We start from the raw sequence: 12563 nt of genomic DNA, 5'->3' as shown, positions 1-12563 counted from the left end.
AAAGCACTGTTTAGAATGGCTTCACAATGGCACTGACCCCACTGAACGAGCTGGCCGTGTTCGTCTCCGTCGCACGGCACAAGAGCTTCACCCGGGCCGCGAAGGAGCTGGGCGTCTCCACCTCCGCGGTGAGTCAGTCCGTGCGGCTGCTGGAGGAGCGGGTCCAACAGGCGTTGTTCTTTCGCACCACGCGCAATGTGTCTCTCACCGACGCCGGCCAGCGCCTGCTGGAGCGCGCCGCCCCGGGACTGGAGTCCGCCCTCAACGCGCTCGAGCACCTGTCCGCCGATACCACGCAGCTCACCGGCACCCTGCGACTCACGGTGCCCAGCATCGCCCTCGCCAGCATCATCGAGCCGGTGCTGCCCCGCTTCCTCCGGGACAATCCGCATGTCCACGCGGAGGTGCGCTTGTCCGACAGGTTCGTGGACATCGTCGAGGAGGGGCTCGACGCGGGACTGCGGCTGATTGAAGCCGTGGAGAAGGACATGGTGCAGGTGCGGCTCACGCCCGCCTTCCGCTTCATGGTCCTCGCCTCCCCCTCCTACCTGAAGCGCCACGGCACCCCGATGCACCCCGAGGACCTGGCGAAACATGACTGCATCACCTACCGCGCGCCCACGACGAGCCTGCCCTATCACTGGGAGCTGGAGCGGGGTCGCAAGGAGCTGCGCATCCAGGTGAAGGGCCGGCTGGCCACGGACCATTCCGAGGTCATGTACCGCATGGCGGTGGCGGGCGTGGGGCTGACCTATCTGGCGGAGCTGCAGGTCGCCCCCGCCCTGCGCGCGGGCACCCTCGTGCCCGTGCTGGAGGACTGGGCGCCCTCCGTCCCGGGCATCTTCCTGTACTACCCCCACCGGGCCCGCGCGTCGGCGCCGCTGCGCGCCTTCATCGCCCTGGCGCGCAAGCTGCTCCCCACGAATTGACACGGGGGCATCGCCACGTCACGACGCCGGCGCGGGCTCCTCCAGGAACGCCAGCGCCGTTCGCGCGAAGTCCTCATGCTGCTCCCCGAAGATGGGGCCATGTCCCCCGCCCGGGACGACCCACAGCCGGGACGCGGGAATGGCGCGATACAGCTCCACCGACAGCTCCAGCGGATAGAGCGGGTCCTGGTCCCCCTGGACGAGCAGCGTCCGCGCGCGCACCGTGCCGAGCAGCGGCGGCGTGAAGTTCATGTCGTCGAAGCTGTCCGCGAAGCCTCGGCCGTGTCGCCAGAGCGCGCGAATCTGCGCGTCTCCGTGGACGTGTTTGGAGCGCATGTCCGCCCACTCGGCCTCGGTGCGCGATTCCTCCGTGAAGGTGGCCATGATGCGGCGCGCCTGCGCGGGGTAGTACGGCGTGCTGGAGACGAGCACCATCCGCTCCACGCGGCCCGGTGCACGCGTCGCGAGGTGCAGCAGCGTGTTGCCACCCAGGCTCATGCCGATGGCGCGAAACCGCTCGATGCCCAGCGAGTCCAGCAGCGCGAGCACGTCCACCCCGCACTGGCGCGTGGTGAAGTCCTCTGACGGGTTGTCGGTCCGGCCGTGGCCCCGCAGGTCCGGGATGATGAGCCGGTACCTGCGGGCGAGCACTTCCAGGTCGAACACATGGACCCAGTCCGCGCCCGTCCCCGTGAAGCCGTGGAGCAGGACGAGAGGAGGGCCCTCGCCCATCAGCGTGCAGTGCATTCGCAGGCCATCGAGCGTGACTGTCCGCAGGTCTTTCGTCGCGTTCATCCCGTGACTCCCGTGAGGGACTGGAGGTGTTCCAGTCACGCGGGGAAGTACGGGAGACTTTTGCAACTTGATAGCTGCGTTCTTTTCCGCAAAACTGCTTCGCGGCATCACGGCATGGGAGTTCACGCCGGGCCGGACGTCGCAGCGCTAGTCGAGTGCTCCGTCGATGATCTTCTTCGCCACGCCGAACGAGAAGCCCGCGCGAGCCAGCGACGCGAGGTCGCGCTTGCGATTCTCCTCACGCGTGGCCAGGTCCTTGCGAAAGGGCCCCAGTCGCTTCTTCCGGGCCCAGATGCGCGCGGCGTCCTCGTCGGAGACCTCCGCGGTGGCCAGCGCCAGCTTGCGCTGCACCAGGTCCGAGGCCACGCCCTTCATCCGCAGCTTCTGCGCAATCATCCGCGTGCTGCGCCCCGAGGCACGCAGCGACTGCGCCTTCATCCCCGCATAGGCGTCGTCGTTGACGAGGTTGTTGCGGACGAGCTTCTGCGTGAGCGCGTCAATCCACCCGAGCGCCTCGGCGCGGTCTCCGCCATGCTCCTTCACCGAGCGGTCCACCCGGCGCACCAGCACGCGCTTCAACTGGCTCACCGTGGAGGCGTAGCGCTTGAGGTAGTGCAGCGCCACGTTCTCCAGATAGCGGGCGGACACCTTCCGGGGTCGCTTCTGTTTCCTGGGGGGCCTGCTGTCCTGTCCGGTCCGGTCGTCGTCCACGTGGCCCCCTATCTACCAGGGGCGTCTGACCCGGACGCGAAACAAGAGGTGTCAGGTCCAGGAACACCCAAGCGGGCAGTCGAGCGGCGCCACTGCCTCCTCACTCGCCCTCATCGAGCGGCGGCGGCATTCGCGGCGCAGCTCGCGGGCACGGACGTCCCAGGCGCCAGGGCCTCGCAGAGCGGACTTCCCGAGGCATCCGGCAGCGTCACGCCCAGCCACGTCGCCAGCGTGGGCGCCAGGTCGAGCGGAGTGACGGGCCGCCCATGGCGCGCGGCGGGGAGGCCCTGGCCGAAGAGGATGAGCGGCACGTGGATGTCGTACTCGTACGGCGTGCCGTGCGTGCTCGCATGGTCTTCCCCCGGCTCCAGCAGCACATGCGGGTCCGCGATGATGACGAGTTCCCCGGACCGCGCCGGCACGTACTCCCCGCGCACCCTTCGAGCGAAGCCCCGCTCACGGCCCGCGCTCACGTCCGAGGCGGAGACGACGTCGGAGATGCCGGGCAGCGCCTGGACCGCGGTGCGGCTCACCTCGACGGCATCTTCCAACCTCACCTTGCGCGCCTTCAGGCGCGACTGACGCAGATACAGGTGCGGCACGCTGAAGGCCTCCACCCAGTCCTCGGGTCCGAACGCCCGGTCCAGCGCCGCGTCCACCGCGTGCGTCACGAGCGCACCTGGCATCCGCTGCTCGGCTCGCGCGGGCGCGGGCGCCATCCCGTGGTCCGCGCTCATGGCCACCAGCACCCGCGACAATCCGAGCTCCCGCTCCAGCGTCGCCAGGAACGCGGCCAGCGCCCTGTCCATTCGGAGAATCATGTCCGCCGTCTCGTGACTCTCCGGACCGAAGGCGTGGCTCACCACATCCACACTCGACATGCCGATGGCCAGCAGGTCCCTCGCACCAGGACGCTTCCCCAGCGCTTCGGCGCGCAGGCCCGCCAGGGCGAACTCGAACAGCTTCTCCGCGCCCAGCGGGGTGTAGAGGAAGGCGTCCTCCGTGGAGAGGGGATGCGGAAACGTCCGCCCCAGGTCCTCGGGTGGACGCTCGCGCGCATCGTCATCGGGCCCCAGCGCGCCGTACGCCCCGGGCTCCGCGCCTCGTGCCCAGACTCCACCCTTCTGGGAGACCTGGGCCTGATTCCAGGTGGAGACCCAGGATGGCAGTTGCTCCGCGTGGTGACGGCTCGTCGTGAAGCCCTTCGTGCCCCACCAGTACGCCTGTCCCCGGTGGCCTCCGAGCATGATGGCGGCGCGGTCCTTCAACGAGACGGACAGCACGCGCGACGAGGCCCCATGCGTCGCGAGCAACCGGTCTCCCAACGTCGGCACCAGCAGTCGCCGGGGTGACACGCCCTTTCCCTTCGGGTCATCCAGCGGTGGGCTCGCGGCGTCCTTTACACAGCTCACCTCCGCGCCGGACTCCCGCTCGTACCACTCGTTCGAGATGATTCCGTGCGCGCCGGGCAGGGCCCCCGTCGCGAGCGTGGCGTGGCCTGGACACGTCTTCGTCGTCGCATAGGGATAGCGCGCGGAGTCGAAGACGGTGCCGCCCTCCAGCAGCCTGCGGAAACCTCCCGGCCCCATCCGATGGCGCCACCGCTCCAGGTCGTCGTAGCGCAATCCGTCGAACACCAGGAACACCACCAACGACGGACGCGCCTCTTCCACGGCGGACGCCTGGGCCCGCGAGGAGCCTCGGGCTGGAGCCACCGTGCGCGACCCCACCTTGCCCGAGGACACCTCTGGCTCACGTGCCTCGCTCGGGCTCGAGCCCAGCACCACCCATAGACAGCCCAGCGACACGAGCGTCCGACTCCATGAACCCGTCATGATTCCACCTCCGACACCGCGCACCTCGCGATGTGGAGGGCATCCTGCGAGCGCTCCGCTCCATCAATCCAATGGATAGACTGGATGGAGCCGATAGAATGGTTCGATGGATCTGGACCCTCGCTATCTTGAGACCTTCCTGACGGTGAGCCGTGAGCGGGGCTTCAGTCGCGCGGCGACGGTGCTGCACCGGACGCAGCCGGCGGTGAGCTACCAGATTCATCAACTGGAGCAGCAGTTGGGCACCGTGCTCTTCGACCGCACGACGCGGCGACTCACGCTGACCGACGCGGGCACGAAGCTGCATGCCCTCTGTGAGCGCTTCTTCGACGAGTTCGGACGACTCGCGCGCACCTTCAAGGAGGGCGACACCCAGCCAGCACCGCTGCGCATCGCCTCGGTGAGCGGCTTCGGACGCTATGTGCTCTATCCCCTCCTCTCCCGTGAGCGGGCCTCCGCGCCGTACTCCCTGCGTTTCCCCACGGCGGACCAGGTCTTCTCATCCCTGGAGGACGGTGTCTGTGACGTGGGCTTCGTCTACCTGCCCCACGTGTCGAGCCGCCTGCTGACCGCGCCCGTGTGGCGCGAGGAGCTGGTGCTCGTCGGTCCGCCCCAGGCACGGGGACGCGCGTTCCCGTCGCTCGCGGCCTTCGAGGACCTGGCCTTCATCACGTATGACGAGTGTGAGTACGTCTTCGGCAAGTGGTTCGAGGGCCACTACGGACGACAGCCCCGCTCCGTGCGGGGCACGTACCACTTCGAGGAGCTGGAGGAGGTGCTGGGCACGGTGGCCGCCGGCCACGGCTGGTCCATCCTCCCCGACCACTGCGTCGCCCAGGCCGCCCGTCAGGGCACCGTCGTCGTGCCCCAGGCCCCGAGCCGCCAGCAGGTCGTCAACCTCATCTACTCCGTGCAGCGGGCGAGCGCCCCGGAGAACCCCGCGGCGCTCCGCCTCATCGAGTCCCTGCGCACCGCCAGCGAGCAGCGTGGACTCACCGCGCCCAAGACACGCCGGACCAAGGCCCGGCGCAAGGCGCGGTAGGCGCCTCGGAGGAACGGAGCGGGCTCCCGCGAGCGCGCCACAGGGCAATCATCCTTTTGGGCACCCCGTGCTCCCTGGCTACGATTGGGCGCAGGAGCCCTCCATGACCACCGCCACCCCTCTTCACTCCGAGCCAGGGCCCGTCGCGCCAGTGCCAGCGGCGCCCGTCCCCGCCCCTCCGGTGCCCGAGTCTTGGAGCCCCGCGAAGCGCATCGCGTTCCGCTTCGTCTGCGCCTTCGTCCTCATCTACTGCTTCGCCTTCCCGTTGGACGCGCTGCCCATCATCGGCAGGCCCCTGGCCACGGCCATCTCGGGCTTCTGGCAGGTCGTCGTGCCCTGGGTCGCCCGACATGTGGTCGGCTACGAGCAGGAGCTCTCCATCGCCACGTCCGGCAGCGGAGACAAGGCCATCGACTACGCACAGACGGCCCTCTGCCTGGTGCTCGCCTTCATCGCGGCGAGCGTGTGGTCCGTCATCGACCGGCGTCGCACCCGGTACGTGAAGGCCCACGACTTCCTGCGCGTCTACGTCCGCTACATGCTGGCCCTCGCCATGCTGTCCTATGGCTTCGCCAAGGTCTTCAAGTCCCAATTCCCCTTCCCCACCGTGGACCGACTCACGCAGCCCCTGGGCGAGTTCTCTCCCATGGGGCTGCTGTGGACCTTCATGGGCTTCTCCCCGGGCTACAACCTCTTCACCGGAGGAGCGGAGGTGCTGGGAGGCCTGCTGCTCCTCTTCCGACGCACCACCACGCTCGGCTCACTGGTGGTCGTCGGCGTCATGTCCAACGTAGTAGCGCTGAACTTCTTCTACGACGTCCCCGTCAAGCTCTACTCCACGCTGCTCCTGCTGTACGCCGTCTTCCTGCTGCTGCCCGACCTCCGACGCCTGGCCGACGTCTTCGTCTTCAACCGCGCCACCCAGCCCGCAGTGCTCGACACGCCCTTCGCCTTCTCCTCCCGCGTCACCTGGGCGCTGCGAGGCGTGAAGCTCCTCTTCATCGGCTGGATGCTCTACTCCAACGCCAGCCGGACCCTGGAGGGCCACATGAAGTGGGGAGATGGCGCGCCACTGCCGCCGCTCTACGGCCTCTATGAGGTCGAGTCCTTCACGAAGGATGGACAGGTGCTGCCCCCGCTCCTGGGCGACACCTCGCGCTGGCGCAGCCTCGCCATCGGCCGCTTCCGGATGACCCTCCGGAAGATGGACGACTCCACACAGCGCTACCAGGTGTCGGGCAGCCCGGAGACCCGGACGCTCGTCCTCGCCGAAGGCCGGGGCGAGGACGCGAAGAAGACGACCTTCACCCTGGAGCAGCCAGACCCGGAGCACCTGGTCATCCAGGGCACCTTCGAGGGCGCCGCCCTCCACGTCCGCGTGCGCAAGGTGGACACCTCCCAGCTCCAGCTCCTCAACCGAGGCTTCAACTGGGTCCAGGAAGTTCCGTTCAATCGCTGAAGCGGCTACTCGGAAACCACCGTATCCGGGTGGCAGATACCCGCGAGGGCCGCGGCGGTCGTCGGCAGCGGCTCCACGTAGCGTCCCTCGCCGAACCCCAGCGCCCAGAAGCGCGGTCGCACCTCCTCGCGCGCCAGCAACCGCAGCAGCAGGAACTTCGCCTCGTCCTGCCCGTCGAAGGCCATGGGGAAGGTGTTGTGGTGCATGGCCACGGACGTGGAGGAGTTCAGCACCTTGTGCGCATCCAGGGCCTCGCGCGGCCCCATGTGCACCTTGTGGATGATGCGCGGACGGAACGCGCCAATCGGCAGCACCGACAGCCGCATGGGCCCGAAGCGCGCGGCCATCATCGAGAAGTGCGGACCGAAGCCCGTGTCCCCCGCGAAGAGCACCGGCCCTCCCGTGGTGGAGACGACGTAGCCCGCCCACAGCGTCTCGGACAGGTCCGTGAGGCCCCGGTTGGAGCGGTGCTGCGCGGGCACCGCCGTCACCTTCACCTCCGGCGTCACATCCGTGGACTGCCACCAGTCCAGCTCCTCCACGTTCCGGAAGCCCTCGCCCTTCAGCAGCGCCTTGTTGCCCAGGCCGACGATGAAGCGCGGATGGTGCGCCTCCTCCAGCCGGCGCAGCGTGGGCAAATCCATGTGGTCATAGTGGTTGTGACTCACCACCACCACGTGGATGGGCGGCAGGTCCTCGAAGCGGATGCCCGGCGGATGCACGCGCTTGGGCCCCACCCAGGGCACCGGGCTGGGCCGGTCCGAGTAGATGGGGTCCGTCAGCACATTCACCCCGTCCGCCTGGAGGAGCACGGTGGCGTGGTTGATGAGCGTCACCCTCAGCCGGCCCGGCCCCACCCGCGCCGGAGGAGGCCTGCCCGGCGTCAGCTCCTCGTACTCCCGCCACTCTCCGCGAGGCTCCTTCAGCGCCGCCTCCACCAGCTCCGTCGTCTTCAGCTCCGGCGCGTCCCCGAGGTTGTGGAACTTCTCGCCATCGAAGTGCGCGAGCGGCGGCCCCTGGTGACTCGGGCCCGCGAAGAGACAGCCACCGACGAGCGGCGCGCACAGCAACAGGAACAGAACCGTCGAGGTGGGGGACTGGCGGTCCAGGGGCATGGGCACGACACTCCATCGAAGCGACCGAGCCCTCCGGCCAGGGCGCGCTGGGGACCCATCGTAACGGCCGGCGTGACGACGCGCAGGCCTCTTCAAGGGGAAGTGGCGACCTGGGGCTTCTCCAGCACGGGCGCGGCCTTGAGCGTGTGCTCGCGCAGCCACGCCACCGTGTCGCGCAGCGTCTCGTCCAGGGGACGGAACGACGCGCCCAGCTCCCGCCGCGCCTTCGTCGAATCCACGCTCAGCTTCGCGTGCATGACGCGCACACCCTCCACCGTCAGCGACGTCTGGCCCCCCGTCAGGCGGGCCCACGTCTGCCCCAACGCGCCCAGCACCACCGCCAGCCCATGCGGCAGCGTCCGGCGCGGCCCCTTCACCCCCGTCACCCGCTCGAGCGCCTGGGAGAGCGTCACGAGGTCCACGAATTCACCGCCCACCAGATACCGCTCGCCCGCACGGCCCTTCTGTGCCGCCACCACCGTGGCCTCGGCCACGTCGCGCGCATCCACCAGCGACGAGCCGCCGTCGAGCAGCGCCGGCATCTTCCCCGCGAGGAAATCCAGCACGAACTGGCCCGAGCCCGTGGGGCCCGCGTCCCCCGGCCCGAACATCCACCCCGGCAGGATGTAGACCACCTCCATGCCCGAGCGCGCGCTGAAGGCATTCAGCTCCCGCTCCGACTCCACCTTGCTCTTGAAGTACAGGTTCGCGGAGGCGACGGGTGCGGGCGGCGTCGCCTCATCTCCGGCCGAGCCGTCCGGCTTCGTCCCCACCGTCCCCGAGGAGCTGATGTCCAGGAAGCGCTTCACCCCGCGTCGGTGGGCCTCCTCGGCAAGCTCCACCGTGGCCTTCACGTTGATGGCATACAGCTTCGGCCAGTGGTCGCCGGGCGCGTAGTATTCACGGAAGTAGGCCGCCGTGTGGATGACCACGTCACATCCCTCCAGCGCGGCCGCGAAGCTCTTCACGTCCAGCATGTCCCCTTCCACCACCTCCACGCCCGCAAGGCCCCCCAGCACCTGGCGCGCCTTCGACGGCGAGCGGGCCAGCGCCCGCACCGTGTGTCCTCCCGCCACCAACGCCCGCACCACGTTGTTACCCAACAGGCCCGTGCTACCCGTCACGAATGCGCGCATCCCGCGTCTCCCAGTCTATATGAGCACTGTTCAGATAAGAGGCAATCTCAGCAGTGTCAAGATGAACGACATTCCAGGAAGGGGGCAGGGGCGATGACGACTCGGGTCGGGAAGAAACCGGCGGCGCCGCGAAAGCGCGCCTACCACCACGGAGATTTGCGCCAGGCCCTGGTGGACGCGACGCTGAAGCTCATCGCGACGGAGGACGTGGGTGCGGTGTCCCTGCGCGAGGTCGCCCGGCGGGCCGGTGTGACAGCGGCGGCGCCCTACCACCACTTCCGGGACAAGGATGCGCTCCTGGCGGCGGTGGCGGAAGAGGGCTACCGGGCGCTCAACCAGCGGATGGACGAGTCGCTGTCCAGCATCCGAGCCCCCCGGACGGACAACCAGCTGCGGGCGCTCGCCCGGTGCTACGTGCGCTTCGCCGTGGAGCACCCCGCGCACTACCGCGTCATGTTCCGGCAGGAGTGGGGGGACGAGGAGAAGTACGCGAGCCTCCACGCGGAGGGCATGCGCGCCTACGGGCGGCTCCAGGAGCTGGCGAAGGAGACCACGGGCGGCAAGGTGGACATGGACACGCTCGCGTTCACCGTCTGGGCCTGGGTGCACGGCCTCGCCTCGCTGTGGAACGAGGGGCCCCTGCGCAAGAAGACCCGGAGCGACTCCATTGAACCCCTGCTGGAGCGCTCCGTGGAGCTGTTCGTCGGGTGGGTGATGGCGAAGTAGGCCCCGTCACGCCACGACGGCATGGAGGATTCTCTCGAACATCCACGGGCTTCGCCCCAGCAGCCGGACGATGGGGCGTCGCAACCCGGGCCTTCGCGCCAGCATGAGCAGCGCGCGCGTGGCCCAGGCGTACTTGCGGAACACCTGCTGGAAGCGCTGCTCGTAGGGGCGCAGCACCTGGCGCGTCGCCCCCTTCGTCAGCGCGTCCGGCAGCAGCGTCCCCAGCGACTCCGCGCACGCGAAGGCCAGTGACAGGCCCTCGCCCGTCAGCGCGTCCACGTAGCCCGCCGCGTCGCCCACCAGCGCGAAGCGGTCCGCCACGCGCACCCGCGCCACCCTCGCCAGCGGCCCCGCGCCGCGCACCTGCGAGTCAGGCGCCGCGACGAGCAGTCGCTCCTGGAGCCGAGGGAAGCGCGCGAGCAGCGTGTCGAAGCCCACGCGCCCCTCCACGCCACCGTCTTCCCACAGGAAGGCCAGCCCCACGCGTCGCGCTCCGGCGGGCGTCACATACGCCTCCACGCCGTCCGCGAAGTGCACCTCCACGTAGGGCGTCCACGGCGCCAGTTGGAAGTGCCTGCGCAACCCGAAGCGCCGAGGCCCCTCCGAGGCCACCTCCAGCCCCTCCGCGCGCCGCAGCGGCGAGCCCAGCCCGTCCGCCGCCACCAGCATCCGCGCCTCCACGGGCCCGTCCGCCGTCTCCAGCGTCACCCCGTCCGCGCCGCGCCGATGCGACAGCACCTGCGTGCGCTCGCGCAGCTCCACGCCCACGTCCCGGGCCCGCGCCACCAGCGCCGACGCGAGCGCCACCCGCCGCACCCCCAACCCGCCCGGCCCCGGCAGGAGCCCCTCCGCCATGCTGCCATCCTCCTGCACGTAGCGGATGCCCACGAAGGGCGAGCACTCCGCGCGGTCCAGGTGCGCCAGCGCCCCCAGGCGCTCCAGCGCCGCGAGCCCCGAGGGCATCAGCCCCTCGCCGCACGCCTTGTCCGCGGGCAGCGTCGCGCGCTCCAGGACGACGGTGTTCAGCCCACGCGCCGTGGTGTGGATGGCCACCGCCAGTCCCGCCGGCCCGCCTCCCACCACGGCCACGTCATACCGTCTCACGTCTCGTGCTCCGCCCGCGCCATGGCCAGCGCGCTGCGCGCCATCTCCACCGCCATGCCCACCATGCCCACCTTCTTCGGCGGCGACAGCTCTCCGGACAGGTAGCGCCGCAGCGCCTCGCCCCGGCGCAGCTTCCCGCTCGACGTCCGGGGCAGCGTCCCCGCCTCCAGGAGCTTCACCGTGTGCGGCCGCACCCCCGTCGCCTCCACCACCGCCGCGCGGATGCGCTCCTCCACGTCTGCTTCCGCCGCGTCGCCACCGCGCTCCGCGAGGATGAGCAGCGCCTCGTCCTGGCCTCCCTCGGGCGTGAAGCCCAGGGCCACCGCGCACCCCGTGCGCACGCCCTCCACGGACTGGAGCGGCTCCTCGAACGCCTGCGGCGCGTGGTTGGCGCCCCGGATGATGACCACGTCCTTCGCGCGGCCCGTCAGGTACAGCTCGCCGTCCGCGATGAAGCCCAGGTCCCCGGTGTCCAGCCAGCCATCCAGCGTCAGCGCGCGCCGCGTGGCGAGCGCGTCACCGAAGTAGCTCGTCATCAGCGACGGGCCTCGCGTGAAGACCCGGCCCACGCGCCGGTCCGGCTGCACCGCGCCCTGCTCGTCGCGCACCTCCACCTCGAAGCCGGCCACCGGCGCGCCCACGCTCACCAGCATCCGCGCGCCCGCCTCCGCCCGCCCCTCGCTCGCCAGCACCGTCGGGTCCACGCCGAGCGAGCGAGGCCCCCGGCCCTCCGGAGGGAAGGTCACCGCGAGCGACGCTTCCGACAGCCCATACACCGGACGCAGCGCCCGCGCGGAGAAGCCCCAGCGCTCGAAGCGCTCGACGAACCGCTGCAACGTCTCCGCCGACACCGGCTCCGCGCCGTTGAGCGCGTGTTTCCACGACGACAGGTCCACGCCCTCCATCTCCGCGTCCTTCACCCGCTTCAGGCACAGGCCATAGGCGAAGTTCGGCGCGGGCGAGATGAAGCCCCGGTGCCGCGACAGCGCGCGCAGCCACAGCGCGGGCCTCGCCAGGAAGACCTCCGGAGGAATCAGCACCAGGTGCCCAGGATAGTGCAGCGCGGACAGCAGACAGCCGATGAGTCCCATGTCGTGGTACAGCGGCAGCCAGCTGACGCCCACGCGCGGCGTCTCGGGTGACGACAGGGGCATCGCCACCTCCAGCGCCATCACCTGCGACAGCAGCGCTCCGTGCGTCAGCGCCACCGGCTTCGGGTCCACCGTGGAGCCGGAGGAGAACTGGATGAGGCCCAGCGCCTCAGACGCCACCGCCACCTCGCGCACCTCGTCCCCTCGCGACACGTCGTCCACCGTGTGACAGCCCAGGCGCGGGCGGGACTTCTCCACGCTCGGACCCAGGAGCAGCCGCACGCGAGAGTCCGTCAGGACGAGGCTCGCCTCCGTCACCTGGAGCATCCGCGCCGTGGCCCGGTGGTACTCATCCAGGCGCCCCAGCCGGACGGGCGGATACAGCGGCACCGGCACCGCGCCCGCGAGCAGCGTCCCGAAGAAGGCATCCATGAAGCCCGGCGAGGTGGGCAGGAGCAACGCCACCCGCTCCCCCTCGCGCACCCCCAGCCGCGCCAGCCCCGCCGCCGTGCGCCGCGCGCGGCGGTACACCTCCGCCCAGGACAGCGACTCCTCGCGCTCGGCCGCGTCGACGAACGTCAACTGGAAGGGCGTCCGGCTGGCCGCCGAGAGCATCGCGT

11 protein-coding genes are annotated in these 12563 nt (G+C 70.2%); 4 read left to right on the top strand and 7 right to left on the bottom strand.

Annotation, left to right across the window (positions count from 1 at the left end; genetic code table 11):
* Positions 1-26 precede the first annotated feature (26 nt).
* Entirely contained in the window at positions 27-929 is a 903-nt protein-coding gene (locus HUA76_RS12190) for a LysR family transcriptional regulator (RefSeq protein ID WP_174454193.1), read from the top strand.
* 18 nt (positions 930-947) lie between these two features.
* Here HUA76_RS12190 and HUA76_RS12185 read toward each other — a convergent pair whose 3' ends face one another.
* The 3 genes from HUA76_RS12185 to HUA76_RS12175 all read right to left on the bottom strand — a co-directional run bounded on the left by HUA76_RS12185 (position 948) and on the right by HUA76_RS12175 (position 4270).
* Positions 948-1724 (bottom strand): alpha/beta fold hydrolase, encoded by a 777-nt coding sequence (locus tag HUA76_RS12185; protein WP_174460904.1) that lies wholly within the window; start codon positions 1722-1724, stop codon positions 948-950.
* A gap of 147 nt (positions 1725-1871) precedes the next feature.
* A complete protein-coding gene (locus tag HUA76_RS12180) occupies positions 1872-2435 on the bottom strand; it encodes a regulatory protein RecX (RefSeq protein WP_141641645.1) in 564 nt (187 codons plus the stop codon).
* Between the two features lie 110 nt (positions 2436-2545).
* Positions 2546-4270 carry an alkaline phosphatase family protein gene (locus HUA76_RS12175; protein WP_174460903.1) on the bottom strand — a complete coding sequence of 575 codons (1725 nt, stop codon included), beginning with the start codon at positions 4268-4270 and terminating at the stop codon, positions 2546-2548.
* 106 nt (positions 4271-4376) lie between these two features.
* On the opposite strand from HUA76_RS12175, the gene HUA76_RS12170 reads away from it, so the two are divergent.
* Both HUA76_RS12170 and HUA76_RS12165 read left to right on the top strand, forming a co-directional pair.
* Positions 4377-5312: a LysR family transcriptional regulator gene (locus tag HUA76_RS12170; RefSeq protein WP_141641643.1), complete on the top strand. Its 936-nt coding sequence runs from the start codon at positions 4377-4379 to the stop codon at positions 5310-5312.
* 103 nt (positions 5313-5415) lie between these two features.
* Entirely contained in the window at positions 5416-6771 is a 1356-nt protein-coding gene (locus HUA76_RS12165) for a hypothetical protein (RefSeq protein WP_174460902.1), read from the top strand.
* Between the two features lie 5 nt (positions 6772-6776).
* Here HUA76_RS12165 and HUA76_RS12160 read toward each other — a convergent pair whose 3' ends face one another.
* Both HUA76_RS12160 and HUA76_RS12155 read right to left on the bottom strand, forming a co-directional pair.
* A complete protein-coding gene (locus HUA76_RS12160) occupies positions 6777-7886 on the bottom strand; it encodes an MBL fold metallo-hydrolase (protein ID WP_174454189.1) in 1110 nt (369 codons plus the stop codon).
* 92 nt (positions 7887-7978) lie between these two features.
* Positions 7979-9022, bottom strand: a complete 1044-nt coding sequence (locus HUA76_RS12155) for an SDR family oxidoreductase (RefSeq protein WP_174460901.1) — start codon at positions 9020-9022, stop codon at positions 7979-7981.
* A gap of 93 nt (positions 9023-9115) precedes the next feature.
* Here HUA76_RS12155 and HUA76_RS12150 point away from each other — a divergent pair, with 93 nt between their 5' ends.
* The gene (locus HUA76_RS12150; protein WP_174454187.1) at positions 9116-9748 is read left to right on the top strand and encodes a TetR/AcrR family transcriptional regulator; all 633 of its coding nucleotides are present in this window, start codon (positions 9116-9118) and stop codon (positions 9746-9748) included.
* A gap of 6 nt (positions 9749-9754) precedes the next feature.
* Here HUA76_RS12150 and HUA76_RS12145 read toward each other — a convergent pair whose 3' ends face one another.
* Both HUA76_RS12145 and HUA76_RS12140 read right to left on the bottom strand, forming a co-directional pair.
* On the bottom strand, positions 9755-10852 hold the full coding sequence (locus HUA76_RS12145; RefSeq protein ID WP_174454186.1) for an NAD(P)/FAD-dependent oxidoreductase: 1098 nt from the start codon (positions 10850-10852) through the stop codon (positions 9755-9757).
* Positions 10849-12558 (bottom strand): fatty acyl-AMP ligase, encoded by a 1710-nt coding sequence (locus HUA76_RS12140; protein WP_174454379.1) that lies wholly within the window; start codon positions 12556-12558, stop codon positions 10849-10851. The genes HUA76_RS12145 and HUA76_RS12140 overlap by 4 nt, the downstream gene beginning before the upstream one ends.
* Positions 12559-12563 lie beyond the last annotated feature (5 nt).

Source organism: Myxococcus sp. CA056 (assembly GCF_013336715.1).
Lineage (GTDB): Bacteria > Myxococcota > Myxococcia > Myxococcales > Myxococcaceae > Myxococcus > Myxococcus llanfairpwllgwyngyllgogerychwyrndrobwllllantysiliogogogochensis.
Note: the sequence above shows the minus strand (reverse complement) of the source record. Positions and strands in the feature narration are given on the sequence as shown.

What these genes read in the sequence shown, in the direction of transcription:
- HUA76_RS12165 (WP_174460902.1), top strand. Translation starts at nt 5,416, where the DNA reads ATGACCACCGCCACCCCTCTTCACTCCGAGCCAGGGCCCGTCGCGCCA.
- HUA76_RS12140 (WP_174454379.1), bottom strand. Translation starts at nt 12,558, where the DNA reads ATGCTCTCGGCGGCCAGCCGGACGCCCTTCCAGTTGACGTTCGTCGAC.
- HUA76_RS12185 (WP_174460904.1), bottom strand. Translation starts at nt 1,724, where the DNA reads ATGAACGCGACGAAAGACCTGCGGACAGTCACGCTCGATGGCCTGCGA.
- HUA76_RS12150 (WP_174454187.1), top strand. Translation starts at nt 9,116, where the DNA reads ATGACGACTCGGGTCGGGAAGAAACCGGCGGCGCCGCGAAAGCGCGCC.
- HUA76_RS12160 (WP_174454189.1), bottom strand. Translation starts at nt 7,886, where the DNA reads ATGCCCCTGGACCGCCAGTCCCCCACCTCGACGGTTCTGTTCCTGTTG.
- HUA76_RS12170 (WP_141641643.1), top strand. Translation starts at nt 4,377, where the DNA reads ATGGATCTGGACCCTCGCTATCTTGAGACCTTCCTGACGGTGAGCCGT.
- HUA76_RS12190 (WP_174454193.1), top strand. Translation starts at nt 27, where the DNA reads ATGGCACTGACCCCACTGAACGAGCTGGCCGTGTTCGTCTCCGTCGCA.
- HUA76_RS12175 (WP_174460903.1), bottom strand. Translation starts at nt 4,270, where the DNA reads ATGACGGGTTCATGGAGTCGGACGCTCGTGTCGCTGGGCTGTCTATGG.
- HUA76_RS12155 (WP_174460901.1), bottom strand. Translation starts at nt 9,022, where the DNA reads ATGCGCGCATTCGTGACGGGTAGCACGGGCCTGTTGGGTAACAACGTG.